Source organism: Kitasatospora sp. NPDC094015, from assembly GCF_040304075.1.
In the GTDB taxonomy this organism is placed as follows: domain Bacteria; phylum Actinomycetota; class Actinomycetes; order Streptomycetales; family Streptomycetaceae; genus Kitasatospora.
Map to the genome: position 1 here is coordinate 366570 of NZ_JBEOUL010000003.1, position 18073 is coordinate 384642.

The following is an 18073-nucleotide window of genomic DNA, read 5'->3' on the forward strand; positions in this document are numbered from 1 at the left end:
TCCCCCGTGAAGCACGTCATCGCACTCGATGTAGGCGGCACCGGCATGAAGGCCGCGCTGCTCGCCCAGGACGGCTCCGTGCTGTTCGAAGCACGCCGACCGACCGGGCGGGAGCACGGCACCGAGGCCGTCGTCGCCACCATCCTCGACTTCGCCGCCGACCTCGCGGACGAGGGCCGCAGCCGCTTCGGCCGAGCCCCGCTCGCGGCCGGCGTCGCGGTGCCGGGGACGATCGACGAGAAGAACGGGATCGCGGTGTTCTCCGCCAACCTCGGCTGGCGGGACCTCCCGATGCGGGAACTGCTCGGCGAGCGGCTCGGCGGCCTGCCGGTCGCCCTCGGCCACGACGTCCGCTCCGGCGGGCTGGCCGAGGGGCGGATCGGCGCCGGCCGCGGGGTCGACCGCTTCCTGTTCATCGCGCTCGGCACCGGCATCGCCGGCGCCATCGGGATCGGCGGCCGGATCGAGTCCGGTGCGCACGGCTACGGCGGCGAGATCGGCCACGTGGTCGTCCGCCCCGGCGGACCGGCCTGCGGCTGCGGCGCCTTCGGCTGCCTGGAGACGCTGGCCTCGGCCTCCGCGGTCTCCCGGGCCTGGGCCCTCGCCAACGGCGACCCCGCCGCCGACGCCGCCGCCTGCGCGCTGGCCGTCGAGGCCGGGGACAAGCGCGCGGCCGAGGTCTGGCAGAGCGCCGTCGACGCCCTCGCCGACGGGATCGTGCTGGCGCAGAGCCTGCTCGACCCGTCGACGGTGATCGTCGGCGGCGGGCTGGCCGAGGCCGGTGACACCCTCTTCACGCCCCTGCGCCAGGCGGTGACGGAGCGGCTGACCTTCCAGATGCCCCCGAAGGTCGTACCGGCCATGCTCAAAGACACCGCCGCGTCCCTGGGCGCCGGCCTGCTCGCCTGGGATCTGCTCTCCATGGAGGTGACCGCGTGACAACCGCGGACCGTACTGCCCTCGCCGGCGCCCGACTCGTCCTTCCCGGCGGTGTGGTCGAGAACGGCCGGCTCGTCGTCGAGGGTCCGCGCATCGCGGGTCTCGGCGGCCCGGCGGAGCCCGGCGACACCGACCTGACCGGCCGCACCGTGGTGCCCGGCTTCGTCGACCTCCACGTGCACGGCGGCGGCGGCGCCTCGTACGCCTCCGGGGTGGCCGAGGAGGCCCTGCGGGCGGCCCGGACCCACCTGGAGCACGGCACCACCACCACGATCGCCTCCACCGTCACCGGCGAGATCGACGAGCTGTGCCACCAGGCCGCCGTCCTCTCCGAGTTGGTGGAGGACGGGGTGCTGGCCGGGATCCACTTCGAGGGCCCGTTCATCTCGCACAACCGGTGCGGCGCCCACCGCCCCGACCTGCTGCGCGACCCGGACCCGGCGCTGGTGCGCAAGCTGGCGGACGCGGCCCGCGGCCACGCCCGGATGTTCACCCTCGCCCCGGAACTGCCCGGCGGCCTGGAGTCCGTCCGGATGCTGACCGACCTCGGCATCATCGCCGCGGTCGGGCACACCGACTCCGACTACGCCAAGACGCTGGAGGCGATCGACGCCGGCGCCACCGTCGCCACCCACCTGTTCAACGCGATGCCGGGCATCCAGCACCGCGCGCCCGGCCCGATCGTCGCCCTGCTGGAGGACGAGCGGGTCACCGTCGAGCTGATCAACGACGGCATCCACCTGCACCCCTCGGTGCTGGACCTGGCGTACGGCACGGCCGGCGCCGGGCGGGTGGCACTGATCACGGACGCGATGGGCGCGGCCGGGATGGGCGACGGGCTCTACCCGCTCGGCCCGCTCCAGGTCCGGGTCGAGAACGGCGTCGCCCGGCTGGTCGAGGGCGGCTCCATCGCGGGCTCCACGCTCACCCTGGACGTCGCCTTCCGACGCTCCGTCACGGTCAACGGCCTGAGCCTGGAACAGGCCGTGCAGTCCCTGTCCACCGTCCCGGCCCGGCTGCTCGGGCTGAGCGACTCGATCGGTTCCCTGGAGGCCGGCAAGAACGCCGACCTCGTCGTCCTCGACTCCGACAGCTACGAACTCGTCGCGGTGATGCGCCGCGGCGAGTGGATCGTCGGCGCGGACCGCCTCACCAAGTCCGGCTGAACGGCCCGAGGTCCCGGCACCCGGGCCCCGGCTCCCGTCCCGCGGGGGGTGAGCAGCGGTACTGCGTCCCGCTACTCACCTCCCTTGGGACACCCATGCCTCTCGCCCGTACCGCCGACCTGCTCGCCACCGCCGTCGCCGAGCGGCGCGGCCTGCCCGCCTTCAACGTGATCACGCTGGAGCACGCCGAGGCGATCGCCGCCGGCGCCGAACGCGCCGGCTCCGCCGCCGTCCTGCAGATCAGTCAGAACGCGGTCACCTTCCACGGCGGCCGGCTGCTCCCGCTGGCCCGCGCCTGCGCCGAGGTGGCCGCCGCCGCCCGGGTCCCGCTGTCGCTGCACCTGGACCACGTCGAGGACGTGGACCTGCTGCGGGCCGCCCCCGCCGCGGGCTTCTCCTCCGCGATGTACGACGCCTCCGCGCTGCCGCACGCCGAGAACGTCAAGGCCACCACCGAGGCCGCCGCCTGGGCCCACCGGCACGGGCTGCACCTGGAGGCCGAACTCGGCCGGGTCGGCGGCAAGGACGGCGAGCCGCCGCTCTCCCCGCACGCCCCCGGCGCCCGGACCGACCCCGCCGAGGCGGCGGCCTACGTCGCCGACACCGGCGTGGACGCGCTGGCGGTCGCGGTCGGCAGCTCGCACGCGATGACCACCCGGTCCGCCGCCCTCGACCACGCGCTGATCGGCCGGCTCGCCGCCGCCGTGAGCGTCCCGCTGGTCCTGCACGGCAGTTCCGGCGTCCCGGACCAGGAGCTGGCCGACGGCCTCGCGGCCGGCCTGGTGAAGGTCAACATCGGCACGGCGCTGAACACCGCGTTCACCCCGGCCGTCCGGCGCCGGCTGGCCGAGGACGACCGGGTCAGCGACCCGAGGAAGTACCTCGCGCCGGCCCGCGACGCGATGACCGAGGTGGTCGCCCACCTCGCCGCGCTGGTCAGCGCTTCGGGTAGTCGCCGACCGACATCGGGGTGAGTGCCACCTGGTCCAGCAGGATCGAACCGCTGCTCCCGGCCGGGATGGACACCGTCACGGTGTTCGTCCCGGCCTGCAGCTGCGGCCATATGTTGGTGCTGAACCAGGAGCGCTCGGGGTCGGCGCTGCCCTTGCCGTAGTTCTTGAAGGTGACACCGCCCGGGTGGTCCGCGCCGTTGACGCTGACCGTGGCGGGCAGGTCGGCCACCGAGTTGTTGAAGTGCAGCCAGAGCTTGTACTGGCCGGCCGAGGGCGCCGAGACCGCGAAGGTCGCCGTGGAACCGGCCTGCATCGTCAGGTACCCGCCGTCGGCGGAGACCGCGCCCTTGACCGAGTTGCCCGTCGCCGCGTTCTGCCCCTGGATCTTGGAGGCGTCGACGATCGGCTGCCCGTCCGCCGTGGGGCTGGCCGGAGCGGCCGAGGAGGGCGCCGTGGACGGCTGGGTGGAGGCGGCGGCCGGAGCGCCGCTCTGCGTGCTCTTCGCGTCCGCCTTGTCCTCACCGCCGCCGGACAGCGCGATGCCGGCGCCGACCGCGACCGCGGCGATCACCGCGACCGCGCCGATCACGGCGGCCTTGCCGCGACCGCCGCTCGGCCGCTCCTCGCCCGGCTGCGGGCGCGAGCGCTCCGCGTACCTGGCCTGCTGCGGCACCGCGGCGGTCGGCGCCGACTGCGGCCCGGGGAACTGCTGCGTGGGCGCCGCCGCCGGTGCGCCGTACTGCGCCCGGCCGACCTCCATGGGCCTGCTGTAGCCGCTGCGCGGCTGCGGCTGCGCAGCCGGTTCGCCCGCGGCGGGGCGGTAGAGGTAGGCGAACGGGTCGTCGTCGCCCGCGCTCTCGGGTGTGCCGTTGCTGCCGGCCGTGGTCACGGTGGTTCAACTCCCCATCGCGGCGGGCCGCACGGAGCTTGCCGTACGGTCAGTGGTGGACGCTCGTACCCAGGGCACCCTACCTGGCGCCCCCGTCCAGCAGGAAAAGGCGGTCTGATCTGCGCCTAGCCCGCCCGGCGGTGCGAGCGCTCCCCGCGCGCCCCCCGGACCGCGCTGCCCCGGGCCCGCTTCTCGTCGTACATCCGCTCGTCGGCCGCCTGCAGCACCTCCTCGATGCTCATCCCGCAGCCCGCCCAGCCGATCCCCAGGCTGACGCCGACCCGCATCGCGCGGTTGTCGATCCGCATCGGCGGGATGATCGCGTTGCGCAGCCGTCCGGCCAGGTCCTTGGCCTCCTCGCGGCCGATGCCGTCGGCCAGCACGACGAACTCGTCGCCGCCCATCCGGGCCACCGTGTCGCCCTCGCGGACCACCTGCTGGAGCCGGCGGGCGACCTCGATCAGCACCGCGTCGCCGGCGTTGTGCCCGAACCGGTCGTTCACCGACTTGAAGCCGTCCAGGTCGCAGAAGAGCACCGCCAGCCCCTTCTCCCCCGGCACCGGCACCCGCCGGCTGCCCGCCCACACCTCGCCGCCCGGCTGGTCGACCGGGACCACGGCGTGCACGTGGTCGGGGGCGGGCTCGCGCAGCTGCGCCGGGTACCCGCCGTCGAAGACCTCGATGTCGTGGTGGAGCGACTCCTCGGGGTGACCGTAGCCGTGCACCGGCACGCCGGCGTCCAGCCCCTCGAAGCCCCCGTGCGCGCCGTAGGAGCCGCCGTACGAGGAGCCGGCGTACGAGGGCTCGTACGCCGGCTCGTAGGAGGTGCTGTACGCCACGTCCTGGGCGCTGTGCGGCGCGCTCTCCGTCAGGGCGGCGTGCCCGGCGGTGACCGCGCCGTAGCCCGCCCCGTACGCCGCCCCGTGCGCGGCCGAGCCGCCCGGCCCCTGGGGCGCGGCACACAGCCGGCGACCCAGCCGGGCGCGCAGCTCGGACCCGTTGGGCAGCCCGGTCAGCGCGTCGTGGCTGGCCCGGTGGGCGAGCTGGAGCTCGTGCTTCTTGCGGTCCTCGATGTCCTCGACGTGGGTCAGCAGGAAGCTCGGGCCCTCCGCGGCGTCCGCCACCACCGAGTTGCGCAGGCAGACCCACTGGTAGCCGCCGTCCCGGCGGGAGAGTCTCAGCTCGGCCCGGCCGCCCTCGGCGCTGGTGCGCTGGAGCAGCGCCAGGTCCTCGGGGTGCACCAGGTCGGCGAACCGCTGCTGGCGCAGGGTGGCCCGGGGCCGTCCGAGCAGCCGGCAGAGCGCGTCGTTGACCCGGGTCAGCTGCCCCATCGCGTCGCCGTGCAGCTCGGTGATGGCCATCCCGCTGGGCGCGTACTCGAAGGCCTGCCGGAAGCTCTCCTCGCTGGCCCGCAGCGCCTGCTGCTCCTTCTCCAGCCGGGCCAGCGCCCGCTGCATCTCCGCGCGTAGCCTGGCGTTGCCGATGGCGATCGACGCCTGCAGCGAGAACATCTCCAGCGCCTCGCGGGTCCAGGCGCCCGGGCGCTTGCCGCTGCGCGGGCGGTCCACCGAGAGCACGCCGAGCAGGTCGCCGCCGGCGCTGTACATCGGTGCGAGCAGGCCGTCGTTGGGGTGCCAGTCGTTGGCGTAGACCGGCAGCGGGCCGTCGCCGGTCCAGGTGGGTATGTCGGAGGCGACCGCCCAGCCGCGGTCGTGCGGCAGGAAGCGCAGGGTGCCCCAGTGGTCGCAGACGCCGAGCAGCCGCTCCCAGGACTCCCGGGAGCCGACCTGGCCGAGCAGCACGGCGGGCCCGCCGAGGGCGCTCTCCTCGATCTCCCAGACCGCGGCGACCACCAGGTCGCCGTCCGGCCGGACCAGGCTCACGGCGGCGGCGTCGAATCCCAGCCCGTGCACGGCGCCCTCGACCACGGCCTGGAGGGTGCCGGCCAGGCTCCGGGCAGCGTTGAGGTCCGCCACGACCCGGTGCAAGGTGCGGAGGGTCGCGAGGCGGACGTAGGGCTCCGACTCGGCTTCCATGCGGGGGCTCCCCGGCTGCTTCGGATTGTTCGTGACTGGTTATCGTCCGATTGCCAGAAGAACTGAATCACAGGGAGCACTGCGATAGGCACGCTCGGTCAGCAATAGGTGGCCACTGTGACCCAAATCACACAAGGATGGACCGGTTCGGGCGCTTTGAGTCATCCGATACCGGGACATTCTCCGGCGCCGGGGCGACCGTCGGCCCGCGCACGACCCCGCCGGCAGGGGCCCGGCGACCCGCTGCGCCGCCTGCGCCCTCACCCTCGGGAGTGAACGGCGCCCGCCTCGCGGACCAGCGGGGCCCCGCCCCGGGGCCCGGCGGTCCTACGACCAGGGCCCGATACCGGCCGTGTGGCGGGGCGACTACCGTGCCGTACGTGCACACCTCCCCACAACCTCCCGCCGCCCCCGTCGCCACCGCCGACGAGTTCCGGGCCGCCATGGCCCAGCTCGCCTCCGGCGTCAGCCTGGTGACCGCCAACGATCCCGAGGACGGCGAGGACGTGGGCATGACCGCCACGTCGTTCCTGTCCGTCTCGCTGGATCCGCCGCTGGTGCTGGTCTCGGTGCGCACGGACTCCCGGATGGACGAGGTGCTCACCCGGGCCGAGACCTGGGCGGTCTCGCTGCTCGGCGAGGACCAGCGGGCGCTCGCCTCGCGGTTCGCCATGAAGGGCCGGCTCAGCGACCGGCTGCTGTTCGCCGACACCCCGCACCGGACCGGGCCGCACTCGGGCGCGCCGCTGATCGACGGGGCGCTGGCCACCGTCGAGTGCCGCACCGAGCAGCGGGTCGCCGCCGGGGACCACGTCCTGGTGATCGGCCGGGTGCTGGAGGCCGGGCTGGCCGGCCCCGCCGAGCGACCGCTGCTGTACTTCCGCGGCGGCTACCGCAGGATCGGCTGACCGGCCGGGGCCGCCGGGCCCGCGGACCGGGCCGGACGGCTCACTCCGGGCGCGGCCGGCTGCGGCCCTGCTTCAGCTCGGCCCGCCGGCGCTTGTTGTCCAGCCGACGCTCCACCATCCCCCGGCTCGGCTTGGTGGCCCGCCGGGCCTTGGGCGGCGGCGCGGTCGCCTCGCCGAGCAGCGAGGCCAGCCGGGCGGCGGCCACCTCGCGGTTGCGCCACTGCGAGCGGTGCTCGGAGGCGCGGACCACCAGCACCCGGCCGTCCACCAGCCGGCCGGCCAGCCGCTCCAGGGCGCGGGCCTTCCAGACCTCGGGCAGCGCGGCGCTGGCCACCAGGTCGTAGCGCAGCTCGACCTGGGTGTCGGAGGTGTTGACGTGCTGGCCACCGGGGCCGGAGGAACGCGAGAAGCGCCAGACGAGCTCGGCGTCGGGGACGACCACCGATCCCCGTACGCGGATGGGCTCGGGCATGCGCCCATCATCCCGCGCCGGACGGGCGCCGGTCACCCGGTTATCCCGGTCATCCTGTCGAGCGCGTCACCCCGTCGTGCCGGTCACCCCGTCGCCGGTCATCCCGTCGTGCCGGTCACCCCGTCGTGCCGGGCCGGATCCCCGCCCGGTCCCCCGCGCCGGATCCCCGCTCGGCCGTCCCGGGGTCGGCGCGCTCCGGCGGTGCCGGACAATGGCGGGTGTGATCGAGCTCGGCTACGCCCTGTCCAACCGGTTCCCCGACCCCCCGCAGACCGACTACCGCAGCGCCTCGGTGCGCAGCCTGCGGTACGACCTGTTCTGCGGCGACGTCTACCTCGACCTCGACGGCGAGGAGCTGTCCACCCGCTGGGGGTGGGTGCCGGTGCTGGACTTCGCCTGGGCGCTGTGCGACATCGTCGAGCAGCTGGACGAGGACCCGCGCGGCAGCCGGGCCGCCGTCGTGCGCACCGCCGACCTCGACTTCACCCAGAACACCGAACTGCTGCGGTTCGCCCGCCGGTTCGGCTGGGTGGAGATCGGCGCCACCTGGATCCGGGACGCCGAGCCGCTGGTGGTCCGCCACGCCGAGCTTCGCCGCGAGGCCCGGGACTTCCTCCAGGACGTGCTGGCCGACCTCACCGACCTGCACGACGGGCTGGCCGACAACCCGGCGATCTGGACGGTGCAGGGCCGCTTCCCGCGGGTCTGACCGCCGCCCGGCCGGTCGGGTGGGACAGTGTCGGCCGATGGTTCGTGAGAGAACTCGGGGCCCGGATGGAACCATGGACGGGCCGGTCCGCGTTCTTCCGGCAAAAGCGACCGAAGGGACACCGAAAAACCATGCCAGTGAGCCTCTCCAAGGGTGGCAACGTCTCGCTGACCAAGGAGGCCCCGGGCCTGACCGCGGTCACCGTCGGCCTCGGCTGGGACGTCCGCACCACCACGGGTGCCGAGTTCGACCTGGACGCCAGCGCGATCGTGCTGAACGAGGGCGGCAAGGTGTACTCCGACCGGCACTTCGTCTTCTTCAACAACACCAGCACCCCGGACAACAGCGTCGTCCACACCGGTGACAACCGGACCGGCGAGGGCGCGGGCGACGACGAGGCGATCAACGTCAACCTGGCGGCCCTGCCGGCCGACGTCACCAAGATCACCTTCCCGGTCTCGATCTACGACGCGGTCACCCGCGGCCAGAGCTTCGGCCAGGTCCGCAACGCCTACATCCGGGTGCTGAACGCCAACGGCGGCGCCGAGATCGCCCGCTACGACCTCTCCGAGGACGCGGCCACCGAGACCGCCATGATCTTCGGCGAGCTCTACCGCAACGGCGCCGAGTGGAAGTTCCGCGCCGTGGGCCAGGGCTACGCCTCGGGCCTGGTCGGCATCGCGCAGGACTTCGGCGTCAACGTCTGATCCCCGGCCGCACCGCGGCCACGCGAACGGGCGGCGCCCGGACCCAGCGGGGTCCGGGCGCCGCCCGTTGCTGTTCGGGCCGGCGGCCCGAGGTGCGGTCAGGAGGAGCGGCCGGCCCGCAGCTCCGGCAGCTCCAGCAGCTCGGTCTCGTCGTCCGGAGTGAGGTCGACCACCGCGGGGCGGCCGTGGTCCGGCTCCGCCTCCCCGGCCCGCTCGACCACCGGCTCCTCGACCGGCGCCTCCACCGCGCGCGCCTGCGGCACCGCGTAGCGGGCGCTGGCGGCCACCGCCTCGTCGCCGACCACGTCGGCCAGGTCGCCCACCGACGGGGCCGGAGCGGCGGCCCGGACGGCCGCCCGGGCCGCGCCCTGGCGGCCGCCGAAGAAGCTGAACCCGGAGCCGCGCCCGCCCGCCTGGGCCGGCCGCGGCCGCTGCCGCACGGCCGGGGCCACCACGGCGGCCGGCGCGGGCGCCAGCGCCTTGCCACCGGTCTCGGCCGCCGGGGCGGCCAGCACCGGGCGCTCGGGGGCGGCGGCCACCGCCTGCCGCAGCGGGCCGGGCTGCGCGGTGCTGCCCGCCGCGACCAGCTCCGGCACGGTGCGCCGGGCCGCCAGCTGCGCGCGGGTCTCGCTCGTCCGGCGCGCCTCGGCCAGCTCGGCCTGCCGCTCCAACTGGCGCAGCACCGAGGCCGCACGGACGTACGCGGCGGGGGTGGCGGGGTGCTTGGGACCGGCCTCGGCCAGCGCGCGCCGGGCCGCCTCGGCGTCCTTGAGGGCCTGTGCGGCCACCGCCACGGCGCGCTCGCGCAGCAGCCGGGCGACCTCGGTCTCGGCCTTCGCCAGCCGCGACTTCTCGGCCGTCAGCCGCCGTCCGAACCGGGTCGCGCGCTCCTCCGCCACCTCGGCCGCGTACTCGGCCTCGGCGAGCTGCTCCTCGTACCGCTCCTCGGCGCGCATCCGCTGGGTGACGGCGAGTTGGGCCGCGGCCCGGGCCGCCTTGTCGCGCTGACGGAGCACCACCCCGAGGCCGACGGCGGCGAACACCGCCGCGACGCCCACCGATCGGGCCGCCACCTGGTCCGGACTGGCCACCAGTGCGGCCAGCGCCGCGACGACGAGAACACCGATGGCGACCGGTGGCAAGGACCGGCCGAGGAAGGAGGAATGACGGTGGCGACCACGAGACATGCCAAAGAAACTAGCGTGCGAATTGGGGCCCTGTCAGCCTCGCCACTCATTCGGCCCTTGACATTTACCAGGTACCACGGCGAGCTTCGCCGCGATCACCCTCGGCCACCGGTCCGCCGGGCCCAACGGTCCGCCAGGGCTCAGCGGTGGGCCGGACTCAGCGGCGGGCTCAGCGGCGGGCTCAGCGGTGGGCGGCGGGCCGGCCGGGCGGGGCGCCGTCGTGGTCCTCGGGCAGCCGGCAGATGTGCTGGAGCCAGAGCGCCACGGCGATCACCGCGGCACCGGCCAGCACGGCGAACCCGGCCGTGATCGCCTGCGACCGGCGGACCGCGATGTCGAGCTGGCCGAGCAGCACGATCCCCACGCCCGCGTACACCCCGGACACCACCGCCGAGACCAGCGCGCTGGCCTGACCGAGCACCAGGGCCCGCGCCGCACCCAGCGGGTCCACCCCCTTGGCGTCCGGGCGCCGCTCGCGGACCGCCTTCAGCCTGGACCGCAGCGAGAGCGCGGTGGCCAGCAGCACGACCGCGATCCCGGCGAGCACGATGGGCGCGAAGACCGGCACCCCGGGCAGCGAGCCGCGCGAGTCCCACACCTTGGCACCGGCCCAGGAGAGCAGCGCGGCCACCGCGGCGATGCCGAGCAGCAGACGTAGACGGAGCGGCTTCACGCGCAGGAGGTCCCTTCCCGACTGTCGCGGCGGCTGGCTGGGCGGACGGCGGCCAGCACACCGTACCGGGCGGGGGCGCCGCGGTACCTACTCGTACGGCCGTGACCGGTGGAAGGTTCCCGCCCCGGCGCCCGTCCGCCGCCCGTCCGGCCCCGGCACCCGTCCGGCCCCGGTCCGGACGGATGCCGGCGCCTGGTGCCGAGGGCCGGGTGCCCGGTGCCGGATCGGGTGCTTACTCGGGCAGCCGCAGCTGCAGGTCCTCGCGGCGCCGGACCACCTGGCCGGGCTGCCCGGCCAGACCGTCCAGCAGCTCGCCGACCGGGCCCTGGCCCGGGACCTCGGCCTCGGGGTCGGCGTCCTGCCAGGGGGCGAGCACGAAGGCCCGCTCGTGCGCCCGCGGGTGCGGCAGCAGCAGCACCGGGTCGTCGCTGGTCACGCCCTCGTAGGCGAGGATGTCGACGTCCAGGGTGCGGGCGCCCCAGCGCACCTCGCGGACCCGTCCGAAGGCGTCCTCGACCGCGTTGGCGCGGTCCAGCAGGTCGCGCGGCGGGAGGCTGGTGCGCAGCACGGCGACGGCGTTGAAGTAGTTCGGCTGCTCACCGGGGCCGCCGAGCGCCTCGGTCTCGAACACGGCCGAGACGGAGGTGATCCGGATGCCGGGGGTGTCCGCGAGCGCGTCGACCGCGCCCTGCAGGGTGTCCAGCCGGTTGCCGAGGTTGCTGCCGAGGGCGACCACGGCGGAGCGGGTGGTGTGCAGGGTGGATTCGGCGCAGTCCACCCGGCGCTCCAGGTCGAACGTGGTCGGCGAGGCGGTCGGGTCGCTGGTGCTCATCAAGATCCCTCTGCTCGGGGCGGCGGGAGGCTGCGGCCGCTGGACATGGGGGCGGCGCAGGTCACGCGCGGCCCCGGTGAATGGTGATGGTGACGTCGTCGAACGGAACGGTGATCGGGGCGTCCGGCTTGTGCACGGTGACCTCGACCTCCTCGACGACCTCGTGGCTCAGGCACTGGTCGGCGATCCGCTGGGCCAGGGTCTCGATCAGGTCGACCGGGTCACCCGCGATGACCGCGGTGACCTCCTCGGCGATGATCCCGTAGTGGGCCGTGCGGGTGAGGTCGTCGCCCGCGGCGGCCGGCCGGGTGTCCAGGTGGAGCACGAGGTCGACGACGAAGGTCTGCCCCTCGATCCGCTCGCGCTCGAAGACGCCGTGGTGGCCGCGGGCACGCAGGCCCCGCACGGTGACGCGGTCCAGCAAACGAATCACTGCTCCCAGATTCGACCCCTGCGCCGGGCAGGGTGGTAACGGGCCCCGTCGCCCGCTGCCCCCGAATCTACCCGCGGACGCGGACACCGCCTGACCGTCTACCCGGCACGGGAGCGCGCCACGCACGCCGGATCGGCGATTGACGTGAACGTTGGGTGCCGTTGTGCGGACATCCGGGCGTCCACCGGGGCCCGCCCGGGGCCGGCCGCGCGCCGAGCGGCCGGTTCAGTCCTCGTCCTCGTCGTCTCCGCTGGTCAGGACGGGTGAGCCATGGTGCGACCAGAGCCGCCAGCCGTCCGCCGTCCGGCGGAACAGGTTGGTCGAGACGACCTTGCCGCCGACCAGCGGCCCGAGCTCGCCCTCCTCCTCGGCCTCGCCGCCGGAGAGGATGTTCTCGGTGCAGGTGACCAGCGCCACATCACCCTGCACCTCGACCTCGACATCGGTCAGGAAGAACTGGATGTACTCGGTGTTCATCATGATCAACATGTACGAACGGGTGACCTGGGCGCGGCCCCGCAGCACCGGCCAGCCAGGGTGGACACACACCACGCCGTTCTTGTCGTCCGCGTCGGCCGCGCCCAGCCAGATCGCCTCGACGGCCTCCAGGTCCGCGTTCTCCAGCGCCTCGTAGAGGGCCTGGTTGGCGGCCAGCACCGCCTCGCGGTCCAGCTCCGGAGAGGCCGCCGGGTTGTTGCTCCGGTCGTTGCCGCTCACCGCTTCTGCCACGCCTTACCCCCTCTGTGCGGCCTGCTCCCAGGCCGCGACCACTCGGACGGCGTCGGCCGTGCCGGCCACGTCGTGCACCCGGACGGCCCAGGCGCCCGCCCGGGCCGAGAGCACCGAGACGGCCGCCGTGGCGTCGTCGCGCTGCCGGGCCGGGCGCGGCTCCCCGGTTTCCGGGTTGGCGAGCAGCGTACCCAGGAAGCGCTTGCGGGATGCGGCCACGAGGACCGGGCGGCCCAAGGCGGTCAGCGCGTCCAGGCGGCCGAGCAGGGCCCAGTTGTGCTCGCTGGTCTTGGCGAAGCCGAGGCCCGGGTCCAGGATCAGCTGCTCCTCCTTGACGCCGGCGGCCAGCAGCGCGGCCAGCTGCCCGGCGAGTTCGGACGCCACCTCGGCCACCACGTCCCGGTAGACCGCGAGACGGTCCATGTCGGCGGACTGGCCCCGCCAGTGCATCACCACGAACGGGACTCCGGTGCGGGCCACCACCGCGGGCATGGCCGGGTCGGCGAGGCCGCCGGAGACGTCGTTGATCAGGCGGGCCCCGGCCGCGACGGCCTGTTCGGCCACCGCCGCCCGCATGGTGTCCACCGAGACCACCACGCCGGCCGCCGCCAGCTCCCGGACCACCGGGATCACCCGGCGCAGCTCCTCCTCCTCGGTGACCCGCTGCGCGCCGGGGCGGGTGGACTCGCCGCCGACGTCCACCAGGTCCGCCCCGCGGGCTGCCAGCGCCAGACCGTGCGCCACCGCGGCGGCGGGATCGAGCCACAGGCCGCCGTCGGAGAAGGAGTCGGGGGTCACGTTGACGACCCCCATCACGGCGCAGCGGCCGAGGCTGGGGAGTCCGGGGAGAGCGCTGTTCATAAGGTCATTATCGAGCGGTGGGCGGTGCGTCGGCGGAGATGCAATGACGGCTGACAGATAGTGAAATCTGTCAGCCGTCATCGCTCATCCGCTACCGGTCGGCCGCGCCGCCGGCCAGCTGCCCTCAGGCCGCCTCGGTCACCGCGCCGACCTTCACCTGCTCCGGCATCAGCCCCTGCCGCTGCCGCTTGCGCCCGATCCGCGGCATGCCCAGCGTGATGAAGGCCTCCGCCTGCATCGCCGCGAAGCCGATCCGCGGCAGGTCCCGGGTCGCCGGGTAGACCAGGAACCGCGGCTCCCAGTCCGGCTGGAACTTGGCGTTGAACTTGTACAGCGACTCGATCTGGAACCACCGCGACAGGAACACCAGCAGCCCGCGCCAGGCCCGCAGCACCGGCCCCGCCCCGATCCGCTCGCCGCGCGCCAGCGCCGAGCGGAACATCGCGAAGTTCAGCGACACCCGCCGCACGCCGAGCGCCGGCACCTCCTGGAGCGCCGCCACGATCAGCAGCTCGTTCAGGCCCGGGTCGGCCTCCCGGTCACGCCGCATCAGCTCCAGCGAGATCCCGTCCGGCCCCCACGGCACGAAGTGCAGCACCGCCTTGAGGTCGTCGCCGGCCGCCTCCTCGCCCGTCGCGGCGTCCTCGGCCGCCTTGTGCGCGGTGACCACGACGCAGTCGTCGTCACCGACGTCGCCGAAGCGCCCGAGCGCCATCGAGAACCCGCGCTCGGTGTCGGTGCCGCGCCAGCGCGCCGCCGCGTCCGCGATCTGCCGCTTCTCGGCGGGGCTCAGCTCGCCGACCCGGCGGACCTTGCAGGAGTAGCCGTTGCGCTCGATCCGCTTGACCATCTGCCGGACGTTGCGCATCGCCCGCCCGGACAGCGAGAAGGCCGCGGTGTCCACGATCGCCTCGTCGCCGAGCTCCAGCGCGTCCAGCCCGGCCTCCCGGGTCCAGACCTCGCCGCCGACCTCGCTGCAGCCCATCACGGCCGGCACCCAGGCGTGTTCCCTGGCCTCGGCCATGAACACCTTGATCGCGCCGGGCCAGGCCTCCACGTCACCGACCGGATCGCCGGAGGCCAGCATCACGCCGGACACCACCCGGTAGGAGATCGCCGCCTTGCCCGTGGGCGAGAACAGCACGCTCTTGTCCCGCCGCAGCGCGAAGTAGCCGAGCGAGTCCCGCTGCCCGTGCCGGGCCAGCAGTTCCCGCACCCGGACCTCGTCCTCGGGGGTCAGCTCGGGCTCGGGCTTCTCCGGACGCAGCGCCAGGTAGCCGGTGGTGAACGCGGTCAGCAGCCCGAGGGCGCCGAGCGAGTACGCCACCAGGTCGGTGATCCGGTCGCTGCCGTAGCGGATCGGACCGTCGAAGCCGAACAGGCCGTACACCGTCTCCTGCAACCGCTCGGTCAGGCTGGGGTCGCCCAGCTCCGACTTCGGGTGCACCGAGACGATCAGCAGGCCGAGCCCGAGGCTGACCAGCGACATCGCGACCAGGTTGGCCACCGCCCGCCAGCGGGTGCGCGGGTCGGCCTTGGCGTAGAACTCGCGGCGGTGGATCAGCACCACCACGAACAGCACCAGCGACACCACGCAGGGCCCCGGCTGGTGCCAGCGCAGCGCCTGCAGCGCGGCGCCCAGCGGCAGCAGCACGCAGACCGCCCGCCAGGCCCGGCGCTTGCGGCGGCGCAGCGCGTGCGCCAGCAGCACCAGCAGCATGCCGATCATCAGGGTGCCGACCGCCGCCAGCGTGGTGGTGGCGCCGGGCAGCTGCCCGGCGAAGGTGTGCACCTTGGTGTGCCGCAGCTTCGGGAAGACGGCGCTGCAGATGTCCAGCAGCCCGATCAGCAGGCAGGCGTAGCCCACCGCTCCGGGCAGCCAGGCCCTGGGCACGGCGGCGGCTTGGGTACGGAGCGTCTGCAGACCCCGGCGGCGGGGCTGCTCGGGCGACGGCTCAACGGACACGGGAACGCTCATGGAAGCTCAGCCTAGAGGCTGTCCGGGACTGTCCTGTCACTCCGGAGGAGGAACTGTGATGGACCTTCATGGCTATTCCTTGGTCTGGCAATCGGCACGTCAAGAAAGCCCCAACGGGCGGCCAAAGCCGTCCGGGGACAGGGGTTCCCTGGGCCGTCGGAGCCTGGGGACGGGTACCGACCACGGCCCGTCCGTCCGGCGGGACGGCCTGCCGGACGGGCCGCGGCAGCGGGAGTACAGGGAGACTGGTGCCACAGGCGGAGCGAGCGGCACGGGTCCGACATCGCCGCACCGGCGTTCCAGAACCCCCGCCGACGCGACACACACGGTGGACGCCGCATTCTAGGGCCTCGGTTGCACCCGTCCCCAGCCATCCCCCAGCCAACCCCCAGGTAGTGCTCCTGCCTCCGCACCAACCACCGCACCACCCGTCGCACCGGTCACCCTCACGGCCACCTCCCGGCCATCTCCCCGTCATCTCCGGGGGCACCCCTGCGGACCCCGGCCACCAGGCTCCGGACGCCTCCCGGACCGCCCGCCGGGCCCACCCGCCCCAAGGCCCCGACGCCCGGTCAGGCTAGTTCCACTGGCCGGACCTGACGGACCGACACACGATGATCCCTGGCCCGACAACTTCCCCAGGGAGGGCGACCCCGGATGAAACTGACCAGCAGCGCGCTGGTGTACTCGCTGATCGTGCTGGCCGTCGCCGGTCTGCTCGCCACCTTCTGGCTCTGGCCGAAACTGGCCCGCCAGCGCCCGCTGCCGATGCTCGGCCGGCTCGGACTGCTGGCGGTGGTCCAGGTCTCGGTGCTCTCGGTGCTCGGCCTGATGGTGAACAACTCCTTCGGCTTCTACACCTCGTGGGACGACCTGCTGCGCCCCGGCGGCGCCCCGCTGGCGCTGGCCGCGGCCGCCTCCCCGCGCGGCGCCGCCCCCGACCTGACCAAGCTGGTCCAGCCGACCTCCGAGGGCGGCATGGAGACCGTCAAGGACCTGCTCCCGCCCGGCACCCCGCAGGAGGTGGGCAAGGTGGAGTCGATCCGGGTGAACGGCCCCGCCTCGGGCCTGTCCGACCAGGTCTTCGTCTACCTGCCCCCGGAGTACTTCGCCCCCGAGTACGCGAAGATGCGCTTCCCGGCCGTGCTGGCGATCGGCGGCTTCCCCGGCACCTCGCTGCACCTGCTGGACGGGCTGCGGCTGCCGCAGACCGTCACGGAGCTGCACAAGGCCAACCAGGTCACCCCGACCGTGGTGGTGATGGCCCGGCCGACCGTCGCCCCGCCGCGCAACACCGAGTGCGTGGACGTACCGGGCGGCCCGCTCACCGAGACCTGGTTCGCCAAGGACCTGCCGAACGCCGTCCGCTCCGCCTACCGGGTGCGCGACTCGGAGACGTCCTGGGGCCTGCTCGGCTACTCCACCGGCGGCAGCTGCGCGCTGCGCCTGGCGCTGCGCTTCCCCGACCGCTTCACCGCCGCGGCGGCGCTGCACGCCGACTACCAGGTGCCGAACGACAGCTTCACCGGCGGCGACCTCTTCCACGGGGACACCGCGCTGGCCAACCAGTCCGACCTGCTGTGGCGGCTGCGCAACCTGCCGGCGCCGAGGTCCTCGCTGCTGGTGGTGAGCACCAGGACGGAGGAGAACTTCAAGGCCACCGAGGACTTCCTGGCCGTCGCGCAGCAGGTGGCCGAGGCGCACCCGGAGTTCAAGGTGGACTCCACCTTCCTGGACGACGGCGGCCACAACTTCGACTCCTGGCAGCGCGAGCTGCCGGCGGCGCTGAAGTGGCTGGGCGACCGGCTCGGCACCTTCGAGTGGGTCAACGACCGGTCCTGAGTCCGCCGCCCCGACCCGGGCGGGTCCGCACAGGCCCCCGCACGCACGGTGACCGGCCACCCGAGGGTGGCCGGTCACCGTGCGTGCGTCGGGGGTTCAGCGCCCGATGATCAGGCTCATCGCCTCGGCCCGGGTGGCCGGGTCGCGCAGCTGGCCGCGCACCGCGGAGGTGATGGTCTTCGCGCCGGGCTTGCGGATCCCGCGCATCGACATGCACATGTGCTCGCACTCGATCACCACGATGGCGCCGCGCGGCTCCAGGATCCGCATCAGCGCGTCGGCGACCTGGCTGGTCAGGCGCTCCTGCACCTGGGGGCGGCGGGCGTAGACGTCGACCAGCCGGGCGAGCTTGGACAGCCCGGTGATCTTGCCGCTGGTGGACGGGATGTACCCGACGTGCGCGACACCGCGGAACGGCACCAGGTGATGCTCGCAGGTGGAGAACACCTCGATGTCCTTGACCAGCACCATCTCGTCGTGGCCGAGGTCGAAGGTGGTGGTCAGGACGTCCTCCGGGCGCTGCCGGAGCCCCGCGAATATCTCCTGGTAGGCACGGGCGACCCGGGCCGGGGTCTCCAGCAGGCCCTCGCGGTCGGGGTCCTCGCCGACCGCGATCAGCAGCTCGCGGATCGCGTTCTCGGCACGCTTCTGGTCGAAGGGCCCGACGGCGGCTTCGCCCTCGAGGGTCACCGGGTCGATCATGCGTGCCTCGCTTGGCTGAGGGGATGGGACGGTGGAACGGGACCGAGCAGCACGGAT

Annotated in this window: 18 protein-coding genes; 7 read left to right on the forward strand and 11 right to left on the reverse strand. The window is 74.2% G+C overall.

Annotated features, from left to right (window positions below):
• Window positions 1–6: 6 nt before the first annotated feature.
• From ABT014_RS05935 to ABT014_RS05945, 3 genes are all read left to right on the forward strand, one after another.
• Window positions 7–939, forward strand: a complete 933-nt coding sequence (locus ABT014_RS05935) for an ROK family protein (protein WP_350637405.1) — start codon at window positions 7–9, stop codon at window positions 937–939.
• Window positions 936–2105 (forward strand): N-acetylglucosamine-6-phosphate deacetylase, encoded by a 1170-nt coding sequence (nagA, locus tag ABT014_RS05940; RefSeq protein WP_350637406.1) that lies wholly within the window; start codon window positions 936–938, stop codon window positions 2103–2105. The genes ABT014_RS05935 and nagA overlap by 4 nt, the downstream gene beginning before the upstream one ends.
• 95 nt (window positions 2106–2200) lie before the next feature.
• A complete protein-coding gene (locus ABT014_RS05945) occupies window positions 2201–3079 on the forward strand; it encodes a class II fructose-bisphosphate aldolase (protein WP_350637407.1) in 879 nt (292 codons plus the stop codon).
• Here the strand turns inward: ABT014_RS05945 and ABT014_RS05950 are convergent.
• Together ABT014_RS05950 and ABT014_RS05955 are read right to left on the reverse strand one after the other, a co-directional pair.
• Window positions 3042–3947, reverse strand: coding sequence for a carbohydrate-binding protein (locus tag ABT014_RS05950; RefSeq protein WP_350637408.1), 906 nt, complete (start codon window positions 3945–3947; stop codon window positions 3042–3044). The two genes, ABT014_RS05945 and ABT014_RS05950, sit on opposite strands and share 38 nt — an antisense overlap.
• Window positions 3948–4072: 125 nt before the next feature.
• Window positions 4073–5983, reverse strand: a complete 1911-nt coding sequence (locus tag ABT014_RS05955) for a GGDEF domain-containing protein (protein ID WP_350637409.1) — start codon at window positions 5981–5983, stop codon at window positions 4073–4075.
• A gap of 443 nt (window positions 5984–6426) precedes the next feature.
• Between ABT014_RS05955 and ABT014_RS05960 the strand changes: the two genes are divergently transcribed.
• A complete protein-coding gene (locus tag ABT014_RS05960) occupies window positions 6427–6891 on the forward strand; it encodes a flavin reductase family protein (RefSeq protein ID WP_350637487.1) in 465 nt (154 codons plus the stop codon).
• 40 nt (window positions 6892–6931) lie between these two features.
• Here the strand turns inward: ABT014_RS05960 and arfB are convergent, their stop codons facing one another.
• Window positions 6932–7363 carry an alternative ribosome rescue aminoacyl-tRNA hydrolase ArfB gene (gene arfB, locus ABT014_RS05965; protein ID WP_350637410.1) on the reverse strand — a complete coding sequence of 144 codons (432 nt, stop codon included), beginning with the start codon at window positions 7361–7363 and terminating at the stop codon, window positions 6932–6934.
• Window positions 7364–7583: 220 nt separating this feature from the next.
• Between arfB and ABT014_RS05970 the strand changes: the two genes are divergently transcribed.
• Both ABT014_RS05970 and ABT014_RS05975 read left to right on the forward strand, forming a co-directional pair.
• A complete protein-coding gene (locus ABT014_RS05970) occupies window positions 7584–8072 on the forward strand; it encodes a hypothetical protein (RefSeq protein ID WP_350637411.1) in 489 nt (162 codons plus the stop codon).
• A 131-nt stretch (window positions 8073–8203) separates the two neighbouring features.
• Window positions 8204–8779, forward strand: a complete 576-nt coding sequence (locus tag ABT014_RS05975) for a TerD family protein (RefSeq protein WP_033819606.1) — start codon at window positions 8204–8206, stop codon at window positions 8777–8779.
• Between the two features lie 98 nt (window positions 8780–8877).
• On the opposite strand, the gene ABT014_RS05980 is transcribed toward ABT014_RS05975, so the two are convergent.
• The 7 genes from ABT014_RS05980 to ABT014_RS06010 all read right to left on the reverse strand — a co-directional run bounded on the left by ABT014_RS05980 (window position 8878) and on the right by ABT014_RS06010 (window position 15472).
• On the reverse strand, window positions 8878–9966 hold the full coding sequence (locus ABT014_RS05980; protein WP_350637412.1) for a hypothetical protein: 1089 nt from the start codon (window positions 9964–9966) through the stop codon (window positions 8878–8880).
• Between the two features lie 181 nt (window positions 9967–10147).
• Window positions 10148–10639, reverse strand: a complete 492-nt coding sequence (locus ABT014_RS05985) for a DUF3180 domain-containing protein (protein ID WP_350637413.1) — start codon at window positions 10637–10639, stop codon at window positions 10148–10150.
• 232 nt (window positions 10640–10871) lie between these two features.
• On the reverse strand, window positions 10872–11471 hold the full coding sequence (gene folK / locus ABT014_RS05990; RefSeq protein WP_350637414.1) for a 2-amino-4-hydroxy-6-hydroxymethyldihydropteridine diphosphokinase: 600 nt from the start codon (window positions 11469–11471) through the stop codon (window positions 10872–10874).
• A 61-nt stretch (window positions 11472–11532) separates the two neighbouring features.
• Window positions 11533–11892 carry a dihydroneopterin aldolase gene (gene folB, locus ABT014_RS05995; RefSeq protein ID WP_350637488.1) on the reverse strand — a complete coding sequence of 120 codons (360 nt, stop codon included), beginning with the start codon at window positions 11890–11892 and terminating at the stop codon, window positions 11533–11535.
• A 237-nt stretch (window positions 11893–12129) separates the two neighbouring features.
• Window positions 12130–12633: a nuclear transport factor 2 family protein gene (locus tag ABT014_RS06000; RefSeq protein ID WP_350637415.1), complete on the reverse strand. Its 504-nt coding sequence runs from the start codon at window positions 12631–12633 to the stop codon at window positions 12130–12132.
• Between the two features lie 3 nt (window positions 12634–12636).
• Complete coding sequence (gene folP, locus ABT014_RS06005; RefSeq protein ID WP_350637416.1) at window positions 12637–13494, reverse strand: dihydropteroate synthase; 858 nt, start codon at window positions 13492–13494, stop codon at window positions 12637–12639.
• A 124-nt stretch (window positions 13495–13618) separates the two neighbouring features.
• Window positions 13619–15472, reverse strand: a complete 1854-nt coding sequence (locus ABT014_RS06010) for a phosphatidylglycerol lysyltransferase domain-containing protein (protein WP_350637417.1) — start codon at window positions 15470–15472, stop codon at window positions 13619–13621.
• A 657-nt stretch (window positions 15473–16129) separates the two neighbouring features.
• On the opposite strand from ABT014_RS06010, the gene ABT014_RS06015 reads away from it, so the two are divergent.
• Window positions 16130–17314, forward strand: a complete 1185-nt coding sequence (locus ABT014_RS06015) for an alpha/beta hydrolase (protein ID WP_350637418.1) — start codon at window positions 16130–16132, stop codon at window positions 17312–17314.
• A 96-nt stretch (window positions 17315–17410) separates the two neighbouring features.
• On the opposite strand, the gene folE is transcribed toward ABT014_RS06015, so the two are convergent.
• Window positions 17411–18016, reverse strand: coding sequence for a GTP cyclohydrolase I FolE (gene folE, locus ABT014_RS06020; RefSeq protein ID WP_350637419.1), 606 nt, complete (start codon window positions 18014–18016; stop codon window positions 17411–17413).
• Window positions 18017–18073: the final 57 nt, after the last annotated feature.